This window comes from Plantactinospora sp. DSM 117369 (assembly GCF_053764795.1).
Map to the genome: position 1 here is coordinate 4,521,099 of NZ_CM132446.1, position 24,616 is coordinate 4,545,714.

Genomic DNA, 24,616 nt, shown 5'->3' on the forward strand with positions numbered 1-24,616 from the left:
TCAGTCCCGATTCGCTTGGATCAGCCGGATGCCGCCGACCGGCGGCCGGTCCAGGGTGGCCAGCGCCGCCGGTGCCTCGGCCAGCCCGATCGTCTGGGTGACCAGTTCCGCCGGTCGGAGCACCCCGGCGCCGACCAGCGCCAGCAGTTCCGGGTACGCGTGCGCGGCCATCCCGTGGCTGCCGCGCAGCTCCAACTCGTACGCGATGACCCGGTCCATCGGCACCGCCGGGTGCCCGTTCGCGGCCGGTAGCAGCCCGACCTGTACGTGCCGGCCCCGGCGCCGCAGGCTCTCGATCGACCCGGCACAGGTCGGCGCGCTGCCCAGCGCGTCCAGCGACAGGTGCGCGCCGCCGCCGGTCAGCTCGCGGACCGCCCCGGCCACCGCCCGCGGGCCGGGCAGCGTGCCGGCATCCAGGCAGGCGGTGGCACCGAACCGGCGGGCCAGCTCCAGCGCGGCCGGGCTGACGTCGACCGCCACCACCCGGGCGCCGCTGGCCACCGCGATCATCACCGCGGAGAGTCCCACCCCACCGCAGCCGTGTACCGCCACCCACTCGCCGGCGGCCACCCGGCCCTGCGCGACCACCGCCCGGAACGCCGTGCCGAACCGGCAGCCGAGCGCGGCGGCAGCGGCGAAGCTCAGCTCGTCGGGGAGCCGGACCAGGTTCACATCGGCGTGCTCGACCGCGACGAGGTCGGCGTACGAGCCCCAGTGGGTGAAGCCGGGCTGGGTCTGCCGCTCGCAGACCTGCTGGTCCCCGGCAAGGCAGGCGGGGCAGGTGCCGCAGGCGCAGACGAACGGGGCGGTGACCCGGTCACCGGCCTGCCAGCCGCGCACCGCCGGACCGACCGCCGCAACCACACCGGCGAACTCGTGTCCCGGCACGTGTGGCAGGCGGATGTCCGGATCGTGCCCCTGCCAGCCGTGCCAGTCGCTGCGGCACAGCCCGGTCGCCCCGACCTCGATCACCACGCCCGCGGGGCTCGGCACCGGATCGGGCACGGTACGCAGCTCTGGTCGCCCGCCGAACTCCTCGAAGACCACTGCCCGCATGTCGATCATCCTCACACGCGTCGACCCGGACACGGTCGGGCCCCGGCCATCGGCTCGCGACGGACAGGGGGCCGGCTCGACCGGATCGAGCTCAGGAGCGGCGCTGGTCAGGATGGACCGCAAGGGGAGGCCGAAAAAGGCTCGTCGGCTGGCCAACGGGACCTCCTGGCGGGTCGTCGAGGTGAGTGGTTACACATCAGTGAACATTTAGTATTGGCGAGGATCTACCCAAACGAGCGCTCAACTGGCACCCTTTAACCGCAATTATCCGGTCCGCTGGGGACGTCGCAGTCTACCGGGACCGGACGCGGAGACCTCGCCGCGCGACGCGGCCCGGATCGGGGTCGGTGACGCGGCGTGACGGTCGGCCAGCGGCTGTGACCAGGCAGCAAGGTGCAGGTGGCAACTTGCAATCTGGCATCTTGCCGGCCTCCGGCCGCGGGTGGCCGACGTCGCGCCGGAGCGCCAATACAATGGCACAAACCGATACCTTGACTTACCGTCTGCCGCAGCGCATCGTGAGATTCCAGATGTCGTTGAGAGTTACGGGACAGCTCATTCCCAGTGGGCCAACTATTGCCACCGGGGCCCTGCCATCGGAACCCTGCGACAGCGCCCGAGCGTGGGCCAGGAGGCGGCCATGGAACTCAGCCCGTTCGCTGGTACCTATCTGACCGACCCGGCCACGGTGTGGCGAGATCTGCTGGACCGCCCGGAGAGCGTGCACTACGCCGAGGACCTGGGCATGTGGTTGATCAGCCGGCACGAGCACGTCCGGCAGGCGTTCGGGGACGCGGACAGTTTCGGCAACGCCCTCACCCTGGCCCCGGTCTACGAGATGTGTCCCGAAGCCCTCGCGATCGTGATGCGGCTCGACGTGCCGCCGACGACGGCCGCGGCCGACTCCCCGGTGCACACCCGCACCAGGCGGGCACTGCGGGCCACCTTCGCCAACACCGGCCCCCGGGTCGCCGCCCAGTACGGGCCGATCGTGCGGCGCCGGGTCGACGAACTCGTCGCCGCCATCACCGCCCGCCGGGGCGAGGTCGTCGACCTGATCCCCGAGTTCACCGCCCTGCTTCCCCTGCTGGTGGTGCTGGACATCCTCGGGGTACCCGACCGGGACACCGCCCGGATCCGGCAGTGGGCCGACGGGCAGATCGCCCTCGTCTGGGGCCAGCCCGAACCCGCCGAGCAGGTACGTCTCGCCCAGGGCCTGCTCGACTTCTGGCACTACTGCCAGGACCTGGTCAACCAGCGCGCCGAAGGCGACCTCGACGGCGACGACTTCATCTCCCGGGCCCTGCGCTACCGCGACGGCGACGACGAGATCCTCACCGTCGCCGAGGTCGCCTCCATGGCGTTCAACCTGCTCGTCGCCGGCCACGAGACCACCGCCGGACTCCTCGCCCACGGCCTGGAACAGGCACTGTCCGTGCCGGGCCGGTGGGAACGCATCGCCGACGACCCGGCCAGCGTCCCGGCCTTGCTGGAAGAGGCACTGCGGTTCGGCCCCGCCATCGACGGCTGGCTGCGGGTGACCCTGCGACCGGTCACCATCGACGGCGTCACCATCCCCGCCGGGCAACGGTGCCTGCTCCTCATCGGCGCCGCGAACCGCGACCCGGCGACGTTCACCGGTCCGGATCGGTTCGATCCGGACCGGGACGACGTGAAGGATCATCTCTCCTTCGGTTACGGTCCGCATTTCTGCATCGGTGCCGCACTCGCCCGCCTTGAGGCCCGGATCGCGCTCGTACGGCTCGCGGAGGCAATTCCCGGGCTGCGTCTGGTGCCGGGGCACGTAAGTACCTACAAGCCCAATGTCGCGTTCCGTGCGCACCGGGTGCTGCCTGCGGTCGTCGATATCGGCAGTGTGCCGAGGGAACGGCAGGAAGATCCACCGGACACGCTTACCGCCCGCGCCGCCTAGCCGATCCCGTGCCGACCGGCTAATTCGCGTCCCGAGTCCGGCCCGCCGATACCGACCCCGCTCGACGGCAGGGTCGGCTCAGGGCATCCGGGTACGCCGGACCGGGGGCGTCGGAGTCGGCCGGCCCGGATCACGCTCTGTCAATGAGCCGCGAGGGATCGATCGACGTCGTCACATCGACGGATGACCGGAGTCTCCGGTCTCCGACCGATGATTGCGGAGTGTCGCCATTCGCCGCTCGCGGCGGAAGGGATGAATCCGGGCAACCGGTGGTGGTCCGTTCCCTTGTAGATCGTTTTCGTACCGTCAAGTAGATCAGCGTGCGAGGTTTTTCACTTACCGTCAACGATAGGTGGCGCGTAAGGCTTCACACTCGTCGCTCCGGAGGTAAGAATTGGCCCCGGCAAATGCCGGGTCATGATCTGTTCCGCGCGTCTCATGATCTGGTGCGAGTGATCGGATCGCTGACCAACGAAGGTGAGCAAATGGACGCTGCGTCGTCAGGTACCGCCGAGTCGATGGCCACCCGACAGTTCCAGCGCGAACTGCGCCGCTGGCGCACCCGCAAGGGGCTGACCCAGCGCGCCCTCGCCGACCGCGTACGGTTCAGCCGGGAGACGGTGGCGGCGGTGGAGGCGGGTCGCCGGTACGGCAGCCAGGAGCTCGCCGTGCGTTGTGACGACGTACTCGGGACCGGAGGTCTGCTCACCGCGCTCTGGCCGCAGGTGGCGGTCGAGCAGATCGCCGCGGACGGACGGCGGGGGCCGCGCGGCGCCGCGCCCGTCCGCGCGGAGCCGGCCGGGGCCGACCCCGAGCCCACCGTCGGGGAGCGACAGTCCGTGGTGGACGCGATCGACGAGCTGCGGGACCTGATCGACCAGATGTTGCGGGTGCACTTCCCGGCGGAGTCCGACCGGCGGCCGGAGGAGGCGCACCGGCTCACCGAGGAGGCGCACCGCCTCGCGGCGCAGGTGCACCGGTTGCACGGCGACGACGCCGGTCATCCGGACGCCCCGCCGCCAACGGAGGAGCCCCGGCAGCCGGTGGCCGAGGGCCACCGACCGGCCGGCGAGGCCCGGCGGCCCTTTGCCGAGTCACACCGGCGAGGTCGGGTCGGCGCGCTGCGCCGCCGGCACTGAACCGCTCTCACCTGACTTGTCGTGCACCACCAGACGCGGGTCGGCCAGCGCGTCGACCGACCTCCCAGGTATCGCTTCCTGCGGAAGTAACTGCCTGTTCATCGGCGGGTACAGATAGTGGTACGAGCTGTTTGTACCACGGTTAACCCTGTTGCCCGGCCCCGCCGGTCCGGCGCAATGGGACTTGCTAACTGCAAGATGCAGATCTCCTCGATGACGAGCCGTGGGAGTCAGTCTTGGCCTCGACCACCCGATCCCACGCGGCCCGACCCCAGCCCGTACGCCGGCGCGGCTGGAAGATCGCCTCTCGGATGCGCATCATCGTGGCCGCGCCGTTGGTGGCGGTCGTCGGGTTCGCCGGACTGGCGCTGGCAGACAGCGCCCGGCAGGCCGAGCAGGCCAGCGACCTCGGCGTACTGGCCCAACTGGGCACCGAGGCCGGCCGGCTGGCCTACCAGCTCCAGCGGGAACGGGCGGCCGCGGCCGACCTGTTGACCGCCGCCGCCCCCCGGCAGCAGGACACCTACGCCCGGCAGGCAGCCGCCACCGACGAGATCGTCGCGCGCTACCAGCGGCAACGGGCGCTCGCCCCCGAGCCGGCCGCCGGGCCGGGCAGCGTACTGGCCCGGATCGACAACGCGCTGGCCGACCTGTCGCCGCTGCGGACCCAGGTGCGTACCGCCGCGCACGCGGCCGTCTCCGCCACCACGTTCAGCTACCGGATCATCATCGCCGACCTGCTCGCGTACCGGGAGTCGATCGCCCAGGGCGTCGTCTCGGCCGAGGTCGCCGACGGGATCCGGGCCGCCGCCGCGCTGTCGAAGACCGCGGAGGCGCTCGGCCAGCAACAGGTGGCGGTGCTGCGGGCGATCGCCGCCGGCCAGCTCACCCCGGCGATGCAGCAGGACATCACCGCCGCCCGGACCGGCTTCACCGAATCCAGCCTGGCCTTCCTCGGTCTCGCCCCCGGCCAGTGGCAGGTCTGGTGGGAGCAGGCCGGCAGCGGCAAGGAGGCGCTCACCCTGCAACGCCTCCAGGACCAGGTCTCCCGGGCCGAGATCGGCGCCCCGCTGGAGGTCGAGACCAACGCCTGGATCGGTGCCACCCAGGGCTGGGCCGCCCGGCTGTTCGAGGTGCAGCAGCGGGTCGACTCCGCCGTGCTGGCCGAGGTGGACGCGGCCCGGGTGGAGCAACGCTGGCGGGCCGTCGCCGAGGGCGCCGCGATGGCGGTCGCGCTGCTGCTGACCGTACTGGTCACCTGGGCGGTCGCCCGGCAGATCACCCGGCGGCTGCGCCGACTGCGGGACGCGGCGCACTCGGTGGCGTACACCGAGCTGCCGGCGATGGTCGCCGAACTGCGCAGCCTGGACAGTGCCGGCATCCATCCGGAGGCCCTGGCCCGGGCGTCCGGCTCCACCCTGGAGGCGTCCAGCGGTGACGAGATCGGCGAGGTGGGCCAGGCGTTCGCCGCGGTGCACCAGGCGGCCGTGCGGACCGCCGCCGAGCAGGCGGTCATGCGGGCCAACACGGCGGACATCTTCGTCCACCTCAGCCGCCGCGAGCAGCGGCTGGTGGACGCGGTACTGGCCCAGGTGGACAAGGTCGAGCAGGACGAGACCGACCCGGAACGGCTACAGCAGCTCTACACCCTGGACAGCCTGGCGACCCGGATGGGGCGGATCAACGCCAGCCTCCTCGTGCTCGGCGGTGTGGGCGTCGGGCGGGTACGCCACGAGGACGTACCGATGCAGAAGGTCGTGCAGGCGGCGCTGTCGCAGATCGAGCACTACACCCGGGTCCGGATCGGCGTCGTCGACCCGGACGTGGCGGTCGCGGCCGACAAGGTCGACGAGGTGGTGCACCTGCTCGCCGAGCTGATGGACAACGCGACCGCGTACTCGCCGCCGGAGACCGAGGCATGGGTGACCGCGCGCAGCCTCGGCGACCGGGTCATCGTGCAGGTCAGCGACGAGGGTGTGGGGCTCTCGCTGCAACGGCTGGCACAGCTCAACGACCTGCTGGCCCGGCCGCCGGCCACCGACGTGGCGGCGGTCCGGGCGATGGGTCTGGTCGTGGTCGGCCAGCTCGCCGGTCGGCTCGGGGTGGCGGTCGAACTGCGGCCCGGCCCCAAGCTCGGCACCATCGCCGAGATCTCGCTGCCGGCGACGCTGATCCGCCCTGTCCCGCCGGAGACCCAACTGCTGGCGCCCGGCCGGCTGTCGACGATGCCGGAGGGCCGGGTACGCGGCACCGCCGTACCGGTCTCCTCGTCGACCGTCACCCCGAACGGCCCGGCCCGGCGGCCGGCCTCGGAGCGGGCGCTGCCGTCCGGGTCGGTCTTCCGGCCGACGGCCCAGCGGGCCGACCGGGGTGAGGACCCGACCCAGGAACTGGTCATCTTCGAGCAGGTCAACAACTGGTTCCGCACCGACCGGTCGGGCACCCCGGTCGGGGCGCCCCCGGGCAACGGTGCGGGCAACGGCGCGAGCAGCCCAGCGGGAGGAAGTCCCGAACCGGTCGGCCCGCCGGTCGGTGCCGCCAAGGGTACCGGCGGATCCAACGGTGGCTACGCCACGACGGGCTGGCAGACCCGGGGCGACGAGGGATGGCGGGCCGCCACCGGGCTGGCCAACCCGGACATCTCCGGGACCACCCCGTCCGGGCTCCCGATCCGTCAGCCGCAGCGGCACCTCGTGCCGGGCGGCGTCGCCCCGCCACCCGAACAGCAGCCGGTCTCGGAGCACCGCGACCCGGCCGAGGTGGCCAACGCGATGGCCGCCTACGCCCGGGGCGTGGCCGCCCGCCGTCCCAAGCTGGTGAACGCCTCGGCGACAAGCGACGCGACAGGGAGTACTACGTGAACCAACGAGATCTCGGCTGGATGCTGGACAGTTTCGTCGAGCGGGCCCCGGAGGTCAGTCACGCCATCGCCATCTCCAGCGACGGCCTGATGGTGGCGTCCACCCGGAACCTGCCCCCGGACCGGGCCGACCAGCTCGCGGCCACCGGCAGCGGCCTGGTCAGCCTGCTCCGGGGCGCCGCGGGCTTCTTCGAAGCGGGCGCGGTGATCTCCAACGTCACCCAGCTCGAGGGCGGCTTCATGTTCTCGATGGCGTTCAACGACGGTGCCTCGCTGCTGGTCCTCGCGGCGCCCACCTGCGACGTCGGCAAGGTCTCCTACGAGATGACGGAACTGGCGAACCGGATTGGAGACGTACTGACGCCGGCCGCCCGCGCCGCGGTGGCGCAGGGACGCTGACGGCGGCGCGGCGCCCGGTGTGCGGAGCCAGTTCCGACACACCGTGCCGCCGCACCGCCGGGTGGCCGGGTCGGCCTCCCGCGAAAGTCGTCGTCCCGGCACCCCCTCCGGCCGGCTCCGCCAACTCGGCGGCCACCACCCCACGACCACACCTTCCCCACAACCTTCCCTCACCCCTCGACTGGAGAAGTCATGCCTTTCCCCACCGGTACGAGCCGGCGTCGCGCCCTGACCGGCGCGCTGCTCGCCCTCGGGTTGACCGTGGCCGGCAGCGCCTGCAACAGCGGCGACGACGCCGGCGGCACGCCGGGCACGATAAAGATCGGTCTGCTCGCCTCACTGTCCGGCACCTACGAGGCGGTCGGCACGGAGATCCGCGACGGCTTCGAGCTCTACCTGCGGATGCACGACGGCAAGCTCGGCGGCCACAAGGTCGACCTGATCGTCGCCGACGAGGGCAACGGCGCGCAGACCGCCGTACCGGCCGCCACGAAGCTGATCAAACAGGACCGGGTGCAGGCGCTCACCGGCATCGTCGGCGGCGGCTCGGTGGCCGGGGTCGCCCCGGTGCTCGCCGAGGCGAAGATCCCGTTCGTCGGTTCCAACGGCAACCCGGGGCTGAAGGACGTCTCCCGGTCCTGGTTCACCTCCTACCTCTCCGACGAGCCGGGCGCGGCGATCGCCGAGTACGTCCGGGACAACGTCAAGGGCGAGGTCTTCGCGATCGGCCCGAACTACCAGGGTGGCTGGGACGAGCTGCGCGGCTTCACCGACACCTTCAAGGAGATCGGCGGCAAGCTCGCCAACCCGGACGGCAAGACACTGTGGACGCCGTTCCCGCAGACCACCAACTTCCTGCCGTACTTCGCGAAGATCAAGGCATCCGGGGCCGAGGCGGTCTTCACCTTCTACGCCGGTACCGCCGCCGTCGACTTCGTGAAGCAGTACGCCCAGTCGGAGATCAAGGACCTGCCGCTCTACGCCGCCGGCTTCCTCACCGAGGGCGGCGTGCTGAACGCACAGGGCGAGGCGGCCCGGAACATCTACTCCGTACTCAACTACTCGCCCGACCTGGACAACGCCGAGAACCGCTCCTTCGTGGCGGCCTGGAAGGAGAACCACGACGGTTCGCCCACCACCTACGCGATGGCCTCGTACGACGCGGCGGCGGTGCTGGACAAGGCGATCGGCGCGGCCGGCGACAACCCCACCCCGGAGGAGATCAACAAGGCGATCGCCGGGCTCGGCCAGATCGACAGCCCGCGCGGTACCTGGCAGTTCTCCAAGGAGACACACTCGCCGGTGCAGAAGTGGTATCTGCGGCAGGTCCGGCAGGACGGGCGGGCACTCTCCAACACCGTCGTCGGTGACCTGGCGACCGTGGGCGGATGATGCTCCAATCGGCGCGGGTGCTCGGCCCGGTCGACCCGTACCTGATCCCGGCTCTGGACGGTGTCGCCTACGGGTTGCTGCTCTTCGTCGCGGCGTCCGGGTTGGTGTTCTGCTTCGGCGTGGCGAACATCCTCAACCTGGCGCACGGGCTGCTGTACGCGATCGGCGCGTACCTCGCCGCGGCGTTGCTGGACGGCGGCTGGGGCAGCCTGCTGCTCGCCCTGGGCGTGGGGACGCTGGCGGCGGCCGGTGCGGGAGGTCTGCTCGCGGGCCTGCTCGCGCCGGTCGCCCGGCGTGACCACCTGACCCAGGCGCTGCTGACCTTCGGGGTCGCGTTGGCCGGGGGCGCCCTGCTGGTCACCGCGTTCGGTCCGGACAGCCTTCCGGTGCACATCCCCGCCGCGCTGGACCGTTCGGTGGAGGTGGCCGGGCACCGGTACGCGGCGTACCGGCTGGTCTTCATCGGGGTGGCCGCGCTGATCGCGGTGCTGCTCTGGCTGGCGGTGGCCAAGACCCGGGCCGGGATGCTGGTCCGGGCGGCGGTCGACGACGCCGACATGGTCGCCTGCCTCGGGGTGAACCCGGCCCGGATCCGGCTCGGCGTGCTTGCCGCGGCCGGCGCGCTGGCCGGCGCCGCCGGGGTGCTCGGCGCGCCGATCATCGGCCCGGCGCCGACCACCGGCGACACCGTGCTGCTGCTCTCCCTGGTCGTGGTGGTGCTCGGCGGCCTCGGCTCGGTCCAGGGCACCCTGGTGGCCGCCCTCGCCGTCGGCGAGATCCAGAGTCTCGGCGTCGCGCTGGCGCCGACGGCCGCGCCGTTCCTGCTCTTCGCGGCGATGGCCCTGGTGCTCGCCGTCCGGGCCCGCGGGCTGCCCGGCCGGTTCCTGCGGCTGCGCCCAGGGGGTACGACGTGACCCCGGCCGCCCGGCGGTGGCTGCTCCGGGCCGGGGGAGCCGGACTGCTCCTCGTCGCCGTCGCGGTGCCCTGGTCCGTGGACGCCTACACCACCTCACTCCTCGCCCGCACCCTGGTGCTGGGTCTGGTCGGGGTGAGCGTGGCGCTGCTGACCGGGCTGGCCGGGCTGCCCACGCTCGGCCAGACCGGGCCGTACGCCGCCGGTGCGTACGCCAGCGCCCTGGTCGCGATGCACGTCTCGTCGGTCGGGGTGGTGCAGGTGCTCACCGGGGCGGCGGCCGGCGCGCTGTTCGCCCTTCTCACCGTGCCGCTGGTGGTGTACGCCCGAGGCGTGGTCGTCCTGATGATTACCCTGGCCATCGGTGAACTGACGGTGACCGCCGCCGGTCGGTGGACGTCCGTCACCGGAGGGACCGACGGGCTCGCCGGAATCCCGGCGATCCAGCCCGTCTGGGGCATGGCTCCGCTGGCCAGCGACCGCGCACGCTATCTGTACACGCTGGTCGTCGTCGGGGTGGTGATAGCGGCCATGGTGATGCTGTTGCGTACGCCGGCAGGGCTGCTGTTGCGGGCCAGCCGGGACGACGAGGCGCGGACCCGCGCCTCCGGACACCGGGTCACCGGCTACCTGGCGGTGACCTTCGTCGGGGCCGGCGCGGTGGCGGGGGTCGCCGGCTCGCTGCTGATCACCGCGCAGCAGTACGTCTCGCCGGCCGACTTCGGCTTCGACGTCTCCGCACTGCTGCTGCTCGGCGTGGTGATCGGTGGTGCGGCGTCGATCGGCGGCGCGATCGTCGGCACCGCCCTGGTGATCGCGGTACGGGACTGGCTCTCCGGCCTGCTGCCCGGGTACGCGCCGCTGCTGCTCGGCGGTCTCTTCGTGCTGACCGCCTATCTCTTCCCCCGTGGCGTGGCCGGTTTCTCGACCGAGCTCGCCAACCTGGTCAGGTCCCGTTCGCGGGGCCGGACCGGGCCGGGGGATCGCCCCGGGACGGGAATCCAGGGCCGCCCGTCCCGGGGCGAACCCGTCGCGGCGGCGGGGGAGGGGACCCGATGACGACACTGCTGAGCGCCGAGGCGGTGGTCCGCCGGTACGGCTCGCTGGTCGCGGTGGACCGGGTGGACCTCCGGGTCGCCGACGGCGAGCGGCACGCCCTGATCGGGCCGAACGGTGCCGGCAAGACCACCCTGCTCGACCTGATCGGCGGGGCGACCCGGGTCGACGGCGGGCGGATCCGCTTTGCCGGCCGGGACATCACCCGGCTCGGCCCGGCCCGGCGGGCCCGGATCGGGATCGGCCGGATCCACCAGCGGCCGGCCGTCTGGCCGTCGCTGACCGCACTGGAGAACGTCGTGGTCGCCGGCTGGCATCAGGCCGGCGGGTTCTGGGGCGTACGCACCCGGAACCGGTACCGGCGGCGGCTGCGCGAGCCCGCGCTGTCCCTGCTCGACCGGGTCGGACTCGCCGGCACGGCGTCGACCACGGCGGCGCACCTGTCGCACGGCGAGCGGCGCCAGTTGGAGATCGCCATGGCGTTGGCCGGTCGTCCCCGCCTGCTGCTGCTCGACGAGCCGGCCGCCGGACTCTCCGGTGTGGAGGTGCACCGGCTGGCCGAGCTGCTGGCGGAACTACCCCGGGACGTGTCGGTGCTGCTGGTGGAGCACCGGCTGGACCTGGTGTACGCGCTGGCCGACACGGTCACCGTGCTGCACGACGGCCGGCTGGTCGCCAGCGGCGAGCCGGACGAGATCCGCCACGCACCCGCCGTCCGGCGGGCGTACGCCGAGGCGGTGCGGTGATGCTGCGGGTGCAGGGCCTGCGTGCCGGCTACGACGGCGGTACGGTGCTGCACGACGTCGACATCGAGGTGCCGGCCGGTACGGTGCAGGCGCTGGTCGGCCGCAACGGCGCCGGCAAGAGCACCCTGGTGCACGCCGTCGCCGGGCTGCTGCGGCCGTACCGGGGAATCGTCTCGGTCGACGGCGCGGACCTGGCCGGCAAGCCGGCGCACCGGGTGGCCCGGGCCGGCGTCGGCCTGGTGCCGCAGGGACGCCGGGTGTTTCCCCGGCTGACCGTCTCCGAGCACCTGACCCTGGCCGCCTCGCTGCGCCGCCGCGGCACGGCGCAATCAGGTCCGAACTGGACGGTCCCCGGGGTGCTGGAACTGCTGCCCCGGCTGGCCGAGCGGCTGGGCCACCGGGGCAACCAGCTCTCCGGCGGCGAGCAGCAGATGCTCGCCATCGCCCGGGCCCTGCTCACCCAGCCCCGGGTGCTGCTCCTCGACGAACCGGGCGAGGGGCTCGCCCCGGATCTGGCGGCCCGGGTCCGGGAACTCGTGACCCGGCTCGCCGGGGCCGGGTTGTGCATCCTGCTCGTCGAACAACAGCTCCAGCACGCGATCGAGGTCGCCGACCGGATCGCGGTGCTGGACTACGGCCGGCTGGTCTTCGCGGACTCGACGGCCGCCGTGCGCGCCGACCCCGCCCCGGTAGAGGCGGTACTCAGTGTGGCGGGCGCGGCCACGCCGGCAGGGACCGGACCGGTCCCGTCCGGCCAGGAGTCGACGGCCCCGACCGGGCCGGACTCCGCCCGCTCCGGGCCAACGGGAGGCCCGGGCACGCTCGTGCCTGATTCCGACCCCTCGGCAGACCCCAGGTCCGCCCCGACCACATCCTCTTCCTCATCCGCACCCTGAGAACCGTCGGATCCCGACGTTCGTCGCACCGCTGACTCCGTGTCGGCACCGGTACCCCCATGTTCCTCCGGTGCTGACGCGCGATGACGTGTGCCCGGATAGTCGTCACAGATCATCACGAAGGAGGTACCGATCGTGACTGCCACCCCTGTCAAGAGCAGCTACGCGTTCGACAACCGCTCTCCGGAGGCCGAGGCGCAGATGCGGGCGCTGGAGTCGTTTCTCGATCCGATAACGGCGGAGCGGCTCGCCCCGGTGCTGACCCCCGGGGCGAGGTGTTGGGAGCTGGGTGCGGGCGGCGGTTCGATCGCCCGGCACATGGCCCGGGTGGTCGGCCCCACCGGACTGGTCATCGCGACCGACATCGAACCGTCCCGGCTGGAGCCGGAGGGAAACCTCGTGGTACGCCAGCACGACGTGCGGACCGGAGCGCCGGAGGGCGGCCCGTTCGACGTCATCCACGCCCGACTGGTCCTGCTGCACCTGCCGGAGCGGCGGCGGGTACTCGCCGAGCTGATCGGTGCGCTGGCGCCGGGCGGCTGGTTGGTGGTCGAGGAGTTCGACTGCACCGCCGGACTGCGGGTGCTGGCCGCCCCGACCGACGACGCGGCGAAGCTCTTCCAGCAGGTGATGGAGGCGACCCTCGACATCCTCCAGGATCGGGGCGCCGACCTGGCCTGGGCGCAGGACGTACACACCGAGATGGTGCTGGCCGGGCTGACCGACGTGGACACCATCACCCACTCGCAGAGCTGGCCGGGCGGGTCGACCGGGGCGTCGCTGCACGAGACGAACTCCCGACAGCTCGAACCCCGGCTGCTCGCCACCGGGCTCTCCCCGAACCAGTTGGAGGGGTTCCGGGAACTCGCCAAGGACCCGGCCTTCGCCTCGTTGTCGTACCAGTTCGTCTCCACCCGGGGCCGGCGGCCGGGCCGGGGCTGTGTGAACTGAGCATCTTTCCGCGCCAGCGGGCGGTGGGTCGGGGCCGACGGCGGCCGCTCCCTCCCCGGCGGCATGACCGCAGGACCCGCCGACCCGGCTGGCCGGTCCGGCGGTCGACCGGAGCGCTACGGTCGACCGCCGGACCACCGCCCTCCAGGAGTGCTGGATCCTCCAGGAATGCTGAGGGCGGAGGCGCTCCGGACCGAGGTACTGTTTCGCAGGCTGTCGAGCTGCCCCGCCTGTGCACCCGGGTCTGCGTGGCACCGACTGCCATCGATCAGAGACCCGCCCCGGGGCGCCGAAGGGGAAGCGGCGACCCGAGGCGGGCCGGTCGGGTGACGAGGTGGTCAGCGGCGGCGGGGCACCCAGTAGAGGATCTGCCCCGCGAGCAGTGCGGGATGCGTGTCGGGCAGCTCGCGCAGCGCGCGGGCGAGATGCGCGCCGAGGTACACCATCAGGCCCACCCGGTCGTGGCGATACGCGGTCACCAGCGCCAGCCGGGCGGGCCGGCAGGGCCACGGGTCGGTGCACCTGCGGCAGCGGTACGACGGGTGCGTCGGGATGTGCTTACGCCAACGCTCCTGCGGGCCGATCACCGGTCACACCCGCGCACCATGCCGAGCGCGGTACTCCTGCGCGGGCGTCAGCCCGCCCGGGCGACCGTTCGCCAGGTACGAGCGGGTGGGCGCGTCCCATTGGGGCCGACGGTTGCTGGCCCGAGCCCGGGCCGGCGGCGGGTCCGGGGTGGCGGGTGGCGGCGTGGCCGACAGAGTACGGATCTCGGCCCGCTCCACCTCGGTCAACTCGACCGGGGGCGGTGGCTGGTAGGGCGTGGGTACCAGTTCGAGGGAATCCGGGCAGCGCCAGCGCGAGCCGCAGCGGCAGTACCGCCAGAGCCGGCGCCAGTCCCGGCGGTGGTAGGGCCGTGGTCCGGTCAGATGCCGGAGCAGCCTCTTCATCACAACCTCCTCGGGGAGTTGGAGGGGAGCCGGTCCCGGTGGGGGTCGAGACCGGCTCCCGGGGCGAGTTCCACCCGGGCGCCTGGCGGTCACCGAGCAGTTCTGCTGGGTGACACTCTGCTGTGGACAGCACTAGGCTCGGAAGGCGATCGAGCAGGTCACGGCGCAGGTCTGCTGAGCCGCCGGCGGTGCCTGGCGAACGCCTGGTGATCTAGACAGAGTTCTGGAGGTCCGATGGAACACGAGGACGATTTCGCCTTCATCCGCGACCAGCTCCGCCGGCAGCGAGCCCTTCGCGGCATGCCGCAGGACGAGTTCGGCAAGCGGACGAACTATTCGGCCTCGACGGTGTCCGCCGTGGAGACCGGTACGCGAGCGATCGACATGCCGTACGCCACCCGCGCCGACGAGATCCTGGAGACCGGCGGTCTGTTCGTGCGGTTGCTGAAGAAGGCGCAGCGGTTCAGCGAGCCCTCCTGGTTGGAGCGCTGGCTGGACGCCGAGCGCACCGCCACGCAGCTCCGGAATTACCACCCCAGCCTGATCCCTGGCCTGCTCCAGACCGAGAACTACGCCCGCGCGGTGCTGCGCCTCGAACCCACCCGGCCCGAGGCGGAGCTGGAGAAGCTGCTCGCGTCCCGCCTCGAACGGCAGGAGATCCTGACCCGCGACCAGCCACCCCTGCTGATCGCCGTCCTCGAAGAATCGGCGCTGCGTGTCCGGGACGCCATCATGGCCGAGCAGTACAGGCACCTGCTGCGGATGGCCGAGCTGCCCCACGTCCAGTTGCACCTGATCCCCGCCGACGCCGGGCTGCACGTCGGCCTCAACGGGCAGCTCTCCCTGGCCAGGTCCGCCGACGGCTGCTGGGTGGGAAGCATGGAAAACCAGCTCGCCGATTCCATCGTCGACGACGAGGAGAGCATCGCTACGCTCCTCACGCGGTGGGAGGGTGTGCGCGGCGTAGCCTTGCCGGAGAGCCTGTCGCTCGTCCTGTTGAAGGAAATTGAGAGCCAGCATCGACCTCAGTAGCGCCCGGTGCGGAAGTCGTCCCCCAGCGGCACCAACGGTGGCGGGTGTGTCGAGGTGGCCGACAACCTGCCTGGCGTGGTTGCCGTACGCGACAGCAAGGACCCGGCGGGTCCGGTGCTGACCTTCGGGCCGGAGGCGTGGCGAGCTTTCGTCAGCCTCGCTGCCCGGGAGGGCTAGGCGTACTGCCCGCAGACGTTGGATCGGCGCCTAGCCGTGTGCTCCACCATGGACAACGGTATGGTGGCCAGATTTTGGTGTCCGACTGGCCAATGCCAGCACGCATCGTCGTAGCTGAAGATTTACGTCAGTCGATTTATCGCCCCGTCGCCGCAAGGAGAAGCATGCGAAAAGTCACTTGGCTCCGCCGGCTCGGTGTCGTCTCAGCGGCGGTGGCGGTCGGCCTGTCAACCGCGCCCGTGGCCGCGCACGCCGACGAATATGACACTCCCCGCAGCGCCACTGCCGATGGGGCGGGCAACAGCTACGCTGCCGGGATCAGTGCAGCCGAACAGCGGGCCCGGGCCGCCGTCCTCGCGGTCGGACGAGACTGCACCCCTGGGACCTACAACACCTTTATGATCTACATGTCTCCGGGTGGCGGCACATGGGTTTTCAGGTCGACCCACGAAGCGATGTGCGTCGACTGATCAAGTTTCAACCTGATCGGCCTCCGCCGGGTTGCCGGGGCTGGTAGCCCCGCTGCCCGCAGCGGAGGCCGTTCCGCATTGGCGCGCAGTCCATATCCGGGACCTTCTTGTCGAGAAGATGCCTGCCGCGCTGGTTGTCGAGAGATCCGCGCGGATGTGGCTCAGCCGGTCGACGAGGTCTGCGTTATTCCAACCGACTCGTCCTCCTCGTGGTGACCACGGGCGCCGTGTCATGGCGATCACGCAGGCCATCCTCGTCCCCGAACCGCCGACGACGCCCGCCACCCACGACGAAGATAGCTTCATGAAGTGGGGCTTGGCTGTTGATCGTGGGACGGCCGGCGGCGTGGAACCGACCGGTACCCCGGCCCGTCTTATGGGCATGAGAACGTGGCGAGGTGTCCGGATAACCTGTGTCGGCGCACTGCTCCTGCTGGCCGCCGCCTGTGCCCGCGAGGGCACCGGCTCGGGTGGTGACGGACCGGGCGGAGGGTCGGGCGGCGACTCGGGTCCCGCCGACCCGAACGGTGTAGTGCTCCGGGTGGAACAGGTCGGCGGATTCCTGGCGCCGGCCTCCCGGCTGACCCGGGTGCCGATGGTGACCATCTACGCGGACGGCCGGGTCATCACCGAGGGTCCCCAGCTCGCCATCTATCCCGGGCCGGCGCTGCCGAACCTCCAACAGCAGCGCCTCACGCCGGAGCAGGTCGACCGGCTGGTCGAGCAGGCCCGGGCCGCCGGGGTCGGCACCGCCACCGATCTCGGCCGACCCTCCGTCACCGACGTCCCGTCGACCCGGTTCACCGTGTCGTCCGCCGCCGACACGGACGAGCTGGAGGTGTACGCACTTTCCGAGGGCGGGCAGAACGCGTCGGGGCTGACCGAGGCGCAGCGGGCCGCCCGGGCCGAGTTGCAGAAGTTGCTCGCCGCGCTCACCGACCTGGCCGGCTCGCTGGGCCAGGACAAGGTCGACCAGCCGCAGCCGTACCGGGCGGAGGCGGTCGCGGCGGTGGCGATCCCGTGGCGCCCGGACGACAACGGGTTGGCCGCCCCACCGGAGATCGCCTGGCCGGGCCCAGCGCTGCCGGGGTCGCCGCCGTCGTCCGGCCTCGACCAGGGCTGCGTCGAGGTACGCGGCGCCGAGGCGACCGCACTGCTGGGCGCCGCCGCCAAGGCGAACGCCCGCACTCCATGGACCTCCGGTGGTGACCGCTGGCAGGTGGGCCTGCGGCCGTTGCTGCCGGACGAGACCGGCTGCGCCGACCTCGCCGTCGACTAGGGCCACCCCGGCGGGGAGTCGTCTGGGAGTCGGCCTTGGGCGGTTGTCCCGGCGCCTCCGGTCACCGGCCACCCGTCAGGGTGGCCCGGCCGTGTGGCGCCGTCCAGTCCAGGTCGGGTCCGGCCGGAACGATCCGGGTGGGGTTCAGCCAGGGGTGGGTGACGAAGTAGTGGCGCTTGATCTGCGCGAAGTCGGTGGATTCGCGGAACGCCGGTCGCTGGTAGAGGTCGCGGGCGTACGCCCACAGGTGGGGGTAGTCGACGATTCGGCGCAGGTTCGCCTTGAAGTGGGTCGCGTAGACCACGTCGAACCGGGCCAGGGTGACCCAGAGTCGTACGTCGGCCTCGGTGAGCCGGTCGCCGAACAGGTAGCGTTGCCCCGCCAGCCGTGCGTCGAGGACGTCCAGCGCCTCGAACAGGTCGCGCACCTCCCGCTCGTACGCCTCCTGTGAGGGGGCGAACCCGCACCGGTAGGGGCCGTCGTGGACCCGGGTGTAGAGGAACTCGTGCAACTCGTCGATCTCCGTACGCAGCCCAGCCGGGTAGAGGTCGACGTCCTCCGTCGCCCACTCGTCGAACGCGGTGGCGAGATCCGTACTCAGCACCCGGTAGTCGTTGCAGACGATCCGGCCCGTCCTCCGGTCCCAGAGCGCGGGTACCGACACGTGGCTGTCGTACTCCGGATCCGTGGCTTCGTACGCCTCCGACAGGAAGGCGAAGCCGTTCACCTCGTCCGGGCCATGTCCGTCCCCTTCGCGGAACGCCCAGCCCCGGCCATCCCGGATCGGATCCACCAGCGAGACCGACACGACGTCGGTGAGGCCCTTCAGCCGCAGGACGATGGTCGAGCGGTGGGAGAACGGGCAGGGCGCCGCCGCGTACAGGTGGTAGCGCCCCGGCTCGGCGCGGAACCCGCTCGATCCGTCCGCGGTGATCCGGTTGCGAAATGCCGGCTCGGCCCGTTGCAGCGGCTGGCCGGCGCGGTTCTTCGGCAGGTAGGGACCGAACTCGTCGAAGTCGACAGGGCTGGCGGTGCGGACGGCGACGGACATCGCGGGAACTACCTCCGGTGGTCGTGCGGAGCGGGCGGCCATGCCGAACCGGCGCCCGTGCGGGGCGGCGGAATGTCGGCCCGGCGGCCGGGCGTGGACGACGGTGTCCAGCGGGGTACGGGTCGGCGGGCGGCCAGCACGTCGGGCTGGCCCTCTCCGACGATACGACCTCGCCTCGGGCTGACGACGACGCCCGGTGACACGCCGTCAGGCCGGCGGACTCGCCGGATCGGACCCACGGAATTGTGCCCAGGGCGCACAATGGGTGCCGCGGCGGCTACGGGACGGGTTCTGCGGCGATGTCCGGGCTGGGCCTGACGCCGTCGGTGTCCACCCGCCCGTCAGGGCCCGGCCGGAGGCGAGTCGATGGAGCAGCAGAGACGTTTCGCGGTGGATCCGCCGGAGACGAGCGCGAGTAGCATCCCCGGTCCGCAGTTGCTCGGTCGGCTCTACCGGCCCGATCCGCGGGACTGGGACATCCCGCGCCTGCTGGAGATCGCCGAGCCGGCCGAGTCGATCCGGCAGATGACGGTGGAACAGGTGCTCACCGAGACGCCGTACTTCTCCGACTGGCGGGCATACCTGGTCTTCTGGCGCTGGTTGCGCAGCCAGCGGCAGCCGACGGTGGCCCCGGCGGCGGCCCGGGACAGGGCGCCGGCCTGGGAGTTGACCGTCCAGCTCGACCAGGGCCAGACCGGGCACTGCGTCGGGTTCGGCTGGGCGGGCTGGGTGGACGCGATGCCGGTGGCCGGCACGTACCAGAACGCCGACGGCCACGCCCTCTACTACGAGGCCAAGGTGATCGACGGCGAGCCCGGCAAGGAGAACGGCTCGACGGTCCGGTCCGGAGCGCTCGCCGTCCGGGAGCGGGGCCGGCTCGCCGCGTTCGCGTTCGCGCACACCACGGCGGAGATCGACGAGTGGATCGACAACCAGGGTTCGGTCGTGGTGGGCACCGCGTGGACCGCCGACATGTTCAACCCCGACGAGAACGGGTTCGTCAAGCCGACCGGCCAGGGAGCGGGCGGGCACTGCTATCTGATGCTCGACCGGATTGAGTCCGAGGACGCGTACCTGTTCCAGAACTCCTGGGGTGCGGCGTGGGGCTGGGGCGGTCGGTTCAAGATGAAGCGCGGCGACTTTGACGGCCTGCTTCAGAACGAGGGAGAGGCGTGCTGTGCGGTGGAGCTGCCGCACTGACCGGCCGGGGCGGGCCGCCCACCGCACCCGGGATCGGAGACTGGCATGGCGCGCGTTGACTTGACCGAGGCGGACGGCGGCCGGTCGTACCCGGCGGCGCCGGGGGACCTGGTGGTCGTCCAGCTCACCGAGACGCCCAGTTCGGGCTACCGGTGGCAGCTCGACGCGGTGGACACCGCCGTGCTCGCGCCGGCCGGGGACGCGTTCCGGCCGGGGCAGCAGGGGTTGGGTGGGGCCGGGACCCGGCACCTGCGGTTCACCGCCACCGGGACCGGCCGGACGGCGCTGCGGCTGGTGCTGCTGCGCGGCTGGGAGCCGGGGGAGCGCGCGGCGCGGCGGTTCGAGGTTACCATTCACGTCACGGGTGCCGGACCGGTCGTATCGCCGACCGGCTGAAATGGAACTTTTCCAATTTGCGCAGCGCGGCGCGTTTACCGCGCCTTTCACCTGCGGGTCGGGACGGACCGCAAGGGGAGCCGAGAAAGGCTCAATGGAAGCCTATTGACAGACATCAATGTAAATGGATAGCGTGACTCTGCCGTGGGACCCAACAGCTATTCCTGCCAGTCGCAAGGAGAGTCCCATGTCCAATGCCCGAGTCACCGACGTCGTCACCACGCTGTTCCGGATCGTGCTCGGCCTGCTGTTCGCCATGCACGGCGCCGCCTCCCTCTTCGGGATCTTCGGCGGTAACCGGGGAAGCGGCGAGGCGGTCGCGATCGGCACCTGGCCCGGGTGGTACGCCGCCCTCATCCAGCTCGTCGGCGGACTGCTGGTCCTGGTGGGCCTGAGCACCCGCCCCGCCGCGATCATCTGCTCCGGCTCGATGGCGTACGCGTACTTCGTGGTGCACCAGCCCGACGCGCTGCTGCCGCTGAACAACGGCGGCGAGACCGCGGCCCTGTTCTGCTGGTCCTTCCTGCTGGTCGCGGCCCTCGGCGCCGGACGGTGGTCGCTGGACGCCGCGCTCGCCCGCCGTCGGGGCGTGGCCCAGGAGCCGGCCACGGTGGCCGCCACCCGCTGAACCTCTTCAACCTCCCCTTGCGGTCGCACGAACCGCAAGGTCGGACGCGATGCGTGAGCGCCGCGCGGTTCAGGTTGAAAAAGGGTTCACTGATCAGACCTCGGGGAGACCGACGTAGTTCTCCGCCAGGCTGGTGGCGTACGCCCGGGACGAGGTGACGTAGCGCAGCGTCGAGAGCTGCAACTTCGCCTCGTACGGGTCGTCGGTCCGCAGCCGGTGCAGCAGCGAGGTCATCCACCAGGAGAAGTGCTGGGCCCGCCAGACCCGACGCAGCGCGGTGTCGGAGTAGGCGTTCAGCAGGTGGTCCCGACCCTCCCGGTAGAAGGCGGCGAACGCGTCGCCGAGCAGCGTGACGTCGGCCAGCGCCAGGTTCATCCCCTTGGCGCCGGTCGGCGGCACGATGTGCGCCGCGTCGCCAGCCAGGAAGAGCCGTCGCCACCGCATCGGCTCCACCACCAGGCTCCGCATCCCGGTGAGGCTCTTCTCCAGGATCGGCCCCGTGTTGAGCGTCCACCCCGGGACCGTCTCCAGCCGGGTGCGCAGCTCCGACCAGATCCGCTCGTCGGGCCACTGGGCGAGGTCGGTCTCCGGCTCGACCTGGAGATAGAGCCGGGAGATCTCCGGAGAGCGCATGCTGTAGAGCGCGAACCCCCGGTCGTGATGGGCGTAGATCAGCTCCTCGGTCGCCGGGGCGGCCGCAGCCAGGACCCCGAGCCAGGCGAAGGGATAGTCGCGGTCGTACTCGGTCAGCTCGCCGGCCGGTACGCTCGGCCGGCTCACCCCGTGCGAGCCGTCGCACCCGGCGACGAAGTCGCAGTACAGCTCCTCGGCACGGCCCTGGTGCCGGAACCGGATCACCGGCGAGTCGGAGTCGAGCCCGCCGAGGCGTACGTCCGCGACCTCGAACCGGAGGTCGCCGCCGGCGGCCGTACGGGCCGCGATCAGGTCCTTCACCACCTCCTGCTGGCCGTAGACGGTGATCGCCCGCCCGGTCAGCTCGGTCATCGCGATCCGGTGCGCCGCACCGCCGAAGCGCAGCTCGATGCCCTCGTGCCGGAGCCCCTCCCGGTCCAGCCGAGCACCGAGCCCGGCACGCCGGAGCAGGTCGACCGAGCCCTGCTCCAGCACACCGGCCCGGATCCGGTGCTCGACGTACTCCCGGCTGCGGCACTCCAGCACCACCGACTCGATGCCGGCCCGGTGCAGCAGGTGCGACAGCAGCAGACCCGCCGGCCCGGCCCCGACGATCCCGACCTGGGTACGCATCATTCACTCCCTGACCTCTCGCGACTTTTCCGAACCACCGGGCCGGCACGTCACACCTGCCGGTCCCGGCCCGCGCCGAGCGCGCTCACCGTCATCACCGCCGTCACCACCGCCAGGGCGGCGAGCGGCAGGCCCCACCCGGTGGCGACGTCCCGCAGCGCGCCAACCAGCACCGGAGCGGTGGCACTGAGTAGATAGCCGACCGACTGCACCGCGCCGGAGAGTTCCCGGGCCGACCCGGGGGTGCGGGCCCGGAGCACCAGCAGGGTCAGGGTGAGGCTGATCGCGGCGCCCTGGGCGAGCCCGGCCGACACCGTCCAGAGTGGATACAGCGAGGGGAGGGCGAGCAGGCCGAGCACGCCGACCGCCCAGCCGGCGCAGATCACCAGCGCCAACCCCCGCTGGTCCGGCCGGCGGACCGCCAGGGTCGGCACCACCAGCGCGGTGCCGATCCCGAGCAGGTTGAACATCGCGAGCGCCGCCCCCGCCCGGGTCGGCTCGACGCCCTGGTCCCGCAGCATGCTCGGCAGCCAGGTGAGCAGCGCGTAGTAGAGCATCGACTGGGTAGCCATGAAGATGGCGAGCTGCCAGGTGACCCGGGACCGCAGGACGCTGCGCCGGGATCGGGGCGGCTCCGGGACCGGCGCGGTGTGCCGGCGGCGTACCTGGGGGAGCCAGCCGAGCGCCGCGACCGCGGCCAGCCCGCCCAGCGCGAGCAACGAGCCCCGCCAGCCCAACCCCACCGTGTACGCCAGCGGCGCGCTCACCGCCGCCGCCAGCGTCGCCCCGGTGGTCAGCGAGGCGGTGCTCAACCCGGTGGCCAGGCCCGGCCGGCTCGGAAAGTGCTGCTTGACCGCACTGGGCACCAGGACGTTGCCGACGGTGATCCCGGCGCCGACGATCGCGGTGCCGAGCAGCATCCAGCCGGCGTGCGGCAGCGTCCGGGTCAGGCTGCCCAGCACGATGCCGAGCATCGCGGCGAGCAGGGCCAGCTCGATGCCGATCCGGCGGCCGAGCAGCGCGGCGAGCGGGGAGAGCAGCCCGAAGCAGAGTACCGGCAGAGCGGTGAGCAGCCCGGCCGCGCCCCGGCCCAGGTCGAGGTCGACCTGTAGCTCGGGCAGCAGCGGCGGGACCGCCGCGATCGCCGCCCGCAGGTTCAGCGCCAGCAGCACCACCCCGAGCAGGGTCAGCCAGCCGCCCCGGCCCAGCCCGCTCCGGCCGCCGGCCGAGCCCGCGTCGCTGCCCCGGGCGGCCGAGCCCGCGTCGCCGCCTGGCTCGGCGGCCCGGGTGCCGGGGACCGGAGACTCGTGGTTCAGAAGGGGTACCTCGTGATGTCGCCCTGCACGGTCACCCACTGGGTCTCGGTGAACGCGGCGAGGTTGGCCGCCGGCCCGCCCAGCCGGGGCCCGTTGCCGGAGGCGGCAACCCCGCCGAACGGGGCGACCGCCTCGTCGCTGACCGTCTGGTCGTTGATGTGCACGATGCCGCTCGGTACCCGCTCGGCGAACGCCATCGCCTTCATCACGTCCCGGCTCAGGATGCCGAGCGAGAGGCCGTACTCGCTGTCGGCGGCGAGCTTCGCGGCCTCGTCCAGGTCGCCGAAGCGCAGTACCGGGGCGACCGGACCGAAGACCTCGTGCGCGTACGCCGGGGTGGCCGGGGTGACCCCGGAGAGCACCGTCGGCCGGTAGAAGAGGTTCTCGTACGTCCCGCCGGTCACCAGGGTCGCCCCCGCGTCGACGCTGCCGGTGACCAAAGAGTGGATCTTGTCCCGTTGCCGCTCGTCGATGATCGGCCCGAGCGCGACATGCTCCCGGGCCGGGTCGCCGACCGGCAGGTGCGCCGCCTTCTCGGCCAGCCGGTCGACGTACTCGTCGGCCAGCGACTCGTGCACCAGGTGCCGGCCGGTGGTCATGCAGATCTGTCCCTGGTGCAGGAACGAACCCCAGGCACCGGCGGAGACCGCCAGGTCCAGGTCGGCGTCGTCGAGGACCACCAGCGCCGAGTTGCCGCCGAGTTCCAGCAGTACCCGCTTGAGGTGCCGGGCGGCGGCCTGCCCGACCTGGCGGCCGGCCGACGTCGAGCCGGTGAAGCTGATCAGGCGTACGTGCGGATCGGCGACCAGCGCCTCGCCCGCCTCCGGCCCACCCGGCAGTACGTGCAGCACCCCCGGCGGCAGGCCCGCCTCCTCGAAGATCCGGGCGACCGCGACCCCACCGGTCACGGCGGTCCGCGGATCGGGCTTGAGCACCACCGCGTTGCCCAGGGCCAGCGCCGGGGCGACCGAGCGGACCCCGAGGATGATCGGTACGTTGAACGGGGAGATCACCCCGACCACCCCGACCGGCAGCCGGCGGGCCAGGCTGAGCCGGGGCTGTGCGCTCTGGATGATCTCGCCGAGCGGGTGCGAGGCGAGCGCCGCCGCCTCGTAGCACTCCTGCGCGGCGGTGTCCGTCTCCAGGGTCGCCTTCGGCGGCACCGAACCGGTCTCCCGGACGATCCAGTCACCGACCTCGGCCGCGTGTTCCTCCCACAACTGTCCGGCCCGGCGCAGCACGGCGGCGCGCTTGTCGTAGGGGGTCGCGGCCCAATCGCGCTGGGCCTGGACGGCGCGGGCGGCGGCCCGGGCCACGTCGGCGGCGTTGGCGATGCCGGTACGGCCGATCTCGTCGCCGGTGGCCGGTTCCCGTACGGCCGCGTCGCCGCCGTCGGCCCGGACCCAACCGTCGCTGTATATCCTGCCGTGCCAGTCGGCCGAGTCGAGAAGAGTCACGGGAAACCTCCTTGGGGTGGTGGCGGTGCGCCGCCTCGTCGGGCGGACAGGGG

General features: G+C 72.2%; 23 protein-coding genes and 1 pseudogene. 17 read left to right on the top strand and 7 right to left on the bottom strand.

The genetic code is table 11. The annotated features are described in order from the left end of the window. Entirely contained in the window at positions 1-1,056 is a 1,056-nt protein-coding gene (locus tag ACSMXO_RS19580; RefSeq protein ID WP_455418860.1) for a zinc-dependent alcohol dehydrogenase family protein, read from the bottom strand. A 640-nt stretch (positions 1,057-1,696) separates the two neighbouring features. On the opposite strand from ACSMXO_RS19580, the gene ACSMXO_RS19585 reads away from it, so the two are divergent. The 10 genes from ACSMXO_RS19585 to ACSMXO_RS19630 all read left to right on the top strand — a co-directional run bounded on the left by ACSMXO_RS19585 (position 1,697) and on the right by ACSMXO_RS19630 (position 13,341). Continuing rightward, the gene (locus ACSMXO_RS19585) at positions 1,697-2,989 is read left to right on the top strand and encodes a cytochrome P450 (protein WP_455418861.1); all 1,293 of its coding nucleotides are present in this window, start codon (positions 1,697-1,699) and stop codon (positions 2,987-2,989) included. A 485-nt stretch (positions 2,990-3,474) separates the two neighbouring features. Next, the gene (locus tag ACSMXO_RS19590; RefSeq protein WP_455418862.1) at positions 3,475-4,128 is read left to right on the top strand and encodes a helix-turn-helix transcriptional regulator; all 654 of its coding nucleotides are present in this window, start codon (positions 3,475-3,477) and stop codon (positions 4,126-4,128) included. A gap of 311 nt (positions 4,129-4,439) precedes the next feature. Further along, positions 4,440-6,989 carry a nitrate- and nitrite sensing domain-containing protein gene (locus tag ACSMXO_RS19595; RefSeq protein WP_455418863.1) on the top strand — a complete coding sequence of 850 codons (2,550 nt, stop codon included), beginning with the start codon at positions 4,440-4,442 and terminating at the stop codon, positions 6,987-6,989. A gap of 20 nt (positions 6,990-7,009) precedes the next feature. Then, entirely contained in the window at positions 7,010-7,387 is a 378-nt protein-coding gene (locus ACSMXO_RS19600) for a roadblock/LC7 domain-containing protein (RefSeq protein WP_318396450.1), read from the top strand. Positions 7,388-7,579: 192 nt separating this feature from the next. Then, complete coding sequence (locus ACSMXO_RS19605) at positions 7,580-8,779, top strand: ABC transporter substrate-binding protein (protein WP_346257517.1); 1,200 nt, start codon at positions 7,580-7,582, stop codon at positions 8,777-8,779. Next, positions 8,776-9,693, top strand: coding sequence for a branched-chain amino acid ABC transporter permease (locus ACSMXO_RS19610; RefSeq protein WP_346257518.1), 918 nt, complete (start codon positions 8,776-8,778; stop codon positions 9,691-9,693). Before ACSMXO_RS19605 ends, ACSMXO_RS19610 begins: the two co-directional genes overlap by 4 nt. Then, complete coding sequence (locus tag ACSMXO_RS19615; RefSeq protein ID WP_455418864.1) at positions 9,690-10,751, top strand: branched-chain amino acid ABC transporter permease; 1,062 nt, start codon at positions 9,690-9,692, stop codon at positions 10,749-10,751. The genes ACSMXO_RS19610 and ACSMXO_RS19615 overlap by 4 nt, the downstream gene beginning before the upstream one ends. Continuing rightward, positions 10,748-11,494: an ABC transporter ATP-binding protein gene (locus tag ACSMXO_RS19620; RefSeq protein WP_455418865.1), complete on the top strand. Its 747-nt coding sequence runs from the start codon at positions 10,748-10,750 to the stop codon at positions 11,492-11,494. The genes ACSMXO_RS19615 and ACSMXO_RS19620 overlap by 4 nt, the downstream gene beginning before the upstream one ends. Further along, positions 11,494-12,390 (top strand): ABC transporter ATP-binding protein, encoded by an 897-nt coding sequence (locus ACSMXO_RS19625; protein WP_346257521.1) that lies wholly within the window; start codon positions 11,494-11,496, stop codon positions 12,388-12,390. Before ACSMXO_RS19620 ends, ACSMXO_RS19625 begins: the two co-directional genes overlap by 1 nt. A gap of 135 nt (positions 12,391-12,525) precedes the next feature. After that, on the top strand, positions 12,526-13,341 hold the full coding sequence (locus tag ACSMXO_RS19630; protein ID WP_346257522.1) for a class I SAM-dependent methyltransferase: 816 nt from the start codon (positions 12,526-12,528) through the stop codon (positions 13,339-13,341). A gap of 338 nt (positions 13,342-13,679) precedes the next feature. On the opposite strand, the gene ACSMXO_RS19635 is transcribed toward ACSMXO_RS19630, so the two are convergent. Next, on the bottom strand, positions 13,680-13,928 hold the full coding sequence (locus ACSMXO_RS19635; protein WP_346257523.1) for a hypothetical protein: 249 nt from the start codon (positions 13,926-13,928) through the stop codon (positions 13,680-13,682). 3 nt (positions 13,929-13,931) lie between these two features. Further along, complete coding sequence (locus tag ACSMXO_RS19640; RefSeq protein WP_455418866.1) at positions 13,932-14,291, bottom strand: hypothetical protein; 360 nt, start codon at positions 14,289-14,291, stop codon at positions 13,932-13,934. A gap of 234 nt (positions 14,292-14,525) precedes the next feature. On the opposite strand from ACSMXO_RS19640, the gene ACSMXO_RS19645 reads away from it, so the two are divergent. The 4 genes and pseudogenes from ACSMXO_RS19645 to ACSMXO_RS19660 all read left to right on the top strand — a co-directional run bounded on the left by ACSMXO_RS19645 (position 14,526) and on the right by ACSMXO_RS19660 (position 17,249). Continuing rightward, positions 14,526-15,323 carry a helix-turn-helix domain-containing protein gene (locus ACSMXO_RS19645; RefSeq protein ID WP_455418867.1) on the top strand — a complete coding sequence of 266 codons (798 nt, stop codon included), beginning with the start codon at positions 14,526-14,528 and terminating at the stop codon, positions 15,321-15,323. After that, positions 15,310-15,500 (top strand): annotated as a pseudogene (locus tag ACSMXO_RS19650) (DUF397 domain-containing protein). The gene ACSMXO_RS19645 and the pseudogene ACSMXO_RS19650 overlap by 14 nt, the downstream one beginning before the upstream one ends. A 164-nt stretch (positions 15,501-15,664) precedes the next feature. Next, positions 15,665-15,970 carry a hypothetical protein gene (locus tag ACSMXO_RS19655; protein ID WP_346257527.1) on the top strand — a complete coding sequence of 102 codons (306 nt, stop codon included), beginning with the start codon at positions 15,665-15,667 and terminating at the stop codon, positions 15,968-15,970. Between the two features lie 382 nt (positions 15,971-16,352). Next, positions 16,353-17,249, top strand: coding sequence for a hypothetical protein (locus ACSMXO_RS19660; RefSeq protein ID WP_455418868.1), 897 nt, complete (start codon positions 16,353-16,355; stop codon positions 17,247-17,249). A 61-nt stretch (positions 17,250-17,310) separates the two neighbouring features. Here ACSMXO_RS19660 and ACSMXO_RS19665 read toward each other — a convergent pair whose 3' ends face one another. Continuing rightward, positions 17,311-18,300 (bottom strand): glutathione S-transferase family protein, encoded by a 990-nt coding sequence (locus ACSMXO_RS19665; protein ID WP_455418869.1) that lies wholly within the window; start codon positions 18,298-18,300, stop codon positions 17,311-17,313. A 366-nt stretch (positions 18,301-18,666) separates the two neighbouring features. Here ACSMXO_RS19665 and ACSMXO_RS19670 point away from each other — a divergent pair, with 366 nt between their 5' ends. From ACSMXO_RS19670 to ACSMXO_RS19680, 3 genes are all read left to right on the top strand, one after another. Next, positions 18,667-19,500 (top strand): C1 family peptidase, encoded by an 834-nt coding sequence (locus ACSMXO_RS19670; protein WP_346257530.1) that lies wholly within the window; start codon positions 18,667-18,669, stop codon positions 19,498-19,500. 45 nt (positions 19,501-19,545) lie between these two features. Then, positions 19,546-19,896: a protease inhibitor I42 family protein gene (locus ACSMXO_RS19675; protein ID WP_346257531.1), complete on the top strand. Its 351-nt coding sequence runs from the start codon at positions 19,546-19,548 to the stop codon at positions 19,894-19,896. 187 nt (positions 19,897-20,083) lie between these two features. Next, positions 20,084-20,524 (top strand): DoxX family protein, encoded by a 441-nt coding sequence (locus ACSMXO_RS19680; protein WP_346257532.1) that lies wholly within the window; start codon positions 20,084-20,086, stop codon positions 20,522-20,524. 93 nt (positions 20,525-20,617) lie between these two features. Here ACSMXO_RS19680 and ACSMXO_RS19685 read toward each other — a convergent pair whose 3' ends face one another. The 3 genes from ACSMXO_RS19685 to ACSMXO_RS19695 are packed head-to-tail and all read right to left on the bottom strand — an operon-like array spanning position 20,618 to position 24,563. Then, complete coding sequence (locus tag ACSMXO_RS19685; protein ID WP_455418870.1) at positions 20,618-21,793, bottom strand: 4-hydroxybenzoate 3-monooxygenase; 1,176 nt, start codon at positions 21,791-21,793, stop codon at positions 20,618-20,620. 47 nt (positions 21,794-21,840) lie between these two features. Continuing rightward, positions 21,841-23,145, bottom strand: a complete 1,305-nt coding sequence (locus ACSMXO_RS19690; protein WP_455418871.1) for a CynX/NimT family MFS transporter — start codon at positions 23,143-23,145, stop codon at positions 21,841-21,843. Then, on the bottom strand, positions 23,103-24,563 hold the full coding sequence (locus tag ACSMXO_RS19695) for a benzaldehyde dehydrogenase (protein WP_455418872.1): 1,461 nt from the start codon (positions 24,561-24,563) through the stop codon (positions 23,103-23,105). The genes ACSMXO_RS19690 and ACSMXO_RS19695 overlap by 43 nt, the downstream gene beginning before the upstream one ends. Positions 24,564-24,616: the final 53 nt, after the last annotated feature.

Bases quoted from the DNA above. Each gene is read 5' to 3' on its own strand.
- ACSMXO_RS19580 (WP_455418860.1), bottom strand. From the start codon at position 1,056: ATGCGGGCAGTGGTCTTCGAGGAGTTCGGCGGGCGACCAGAGCTGCGT.
- ACSMXO_RS19585 (WP_455418861.1), top strand. From the start codon at position 1,697: ATGGAACTCAGCCCGTTCGCTGGTACCTATCTGACCGACCCGGCCACG.
- ACSMXO_RS19590 (WP_455418862.1), top strand. From the start codon at position 3,475: ATGGACGCTGCGTCGTCAGGTACCGCCGAGTCGATGGCCACCCGACAG.
- ACSMXO_RS19595 (WP_455418863.1), top strand. From the start codon at position 4,440: ATGCGCATCATCGTGGCCGCGCCGTTGGTGGCGGTCGTCGGGTTCGCC.
- ACSMXO_RS19600 (WP_318396450.1), top strand. From the start codon at position 7,010: ATGCTGGACAGTTTCGTCGAGCGGGCCCCGGAGGTCAGTCACGCCATC.
- ACSMXO_RS19605 (WP_346257517.1), top strand. From the start codon at position 7,580: ATGCCTTTCCCCACCGGTACGAGCCGGCGTCGCGCCCTGACCGGCGCG.
- ACSMXO_RS19610 (WP_346257518.1), top strand. From the start codon at position 8,776: ATGATGCTCCAATCGGCGCGGGTGCTCGGCCCGGTCGACCCGTACCTG.
- ACSMXO_RS19620 (WP_455418865.1), top strand. From the start codon at position 10,748: ATGACGACACTGCTGAGCGCCGAGGCGGTGGTCCGCCGGTACGGCTCG.
- ACSMXO_RS19625 (WP_346257521.1), top strand. From the start codon at position 11,494: ATGCTGCGGGTGCAGGGCCTGCGTGCCGGCTACGACGGCGGTACGGTG.
- ACSMXO_RS19640 (WP_455418866.1), bottom strand. From the start codon at position 14,291: ATGAAGAGGCTGCTCCGGCATCTGACCGGACCACGGCCCTACCACCGC.
- ACSMXO_RS19645 (WP_455418867.1), top strand. From the start codon at position 14,526: ATGGAACACGAGGACGATTTCGCCTTCATCCGCGACCAGCTCCGCCGG.
- ACSMXO_RS19655 (WP_346257527.1), top strand. From the start codon at position 15,665: ATGCGAAAAGTCACTTGGCTCCGCCGGCTCGGTGTCGTCTCAGCGGCG.
- ACSMXO_RS19660 (WP_455418868.1), top strand. From the start codon at position 16,353: ATGAGAACGTGGCGAGGTGTCCGGATAACCTGTGTCGGCGCACTGCTC.
- ACSMXO_RS19665 (WP_455418869.1), bottom strand. From the start codon at position 18,300: ATGTCCGTCGCCGTCCGCACCGCCAGCCCTGTCGACTTCGACGAGTTC.
- ACSMXO_RS19670 (WP_346257530.1), top strand. From the start codon at position 18,667: ATGGAGCAGCAGAGACGTTTCGCGGTGGATCCGCCGGAGACGAGCGCG.
- ACSMXO_RS19675 (WP_346257531.1), top strand. From the start codon at position 19,546: ATGGCGCGCGTTGACTTGACCGAGGCGGACGGCGGCCGGTCGTACCCG.
- ACSMXO_RS19680 (WP_346257532.1), top strand. From the start codon at position 20,084: ATGTCCAATGCCCGAGTCACCGACGTCGTCACCACGCTGTTCCGGATC.
- ACSMXO_RS19685 (WP_455418870.1), bottom strand. From the start codon at position 21,793: ATGATGCGTACCCAGGTCGGGATCGTCGGGGCCGGGCCGGCGGGTCTG.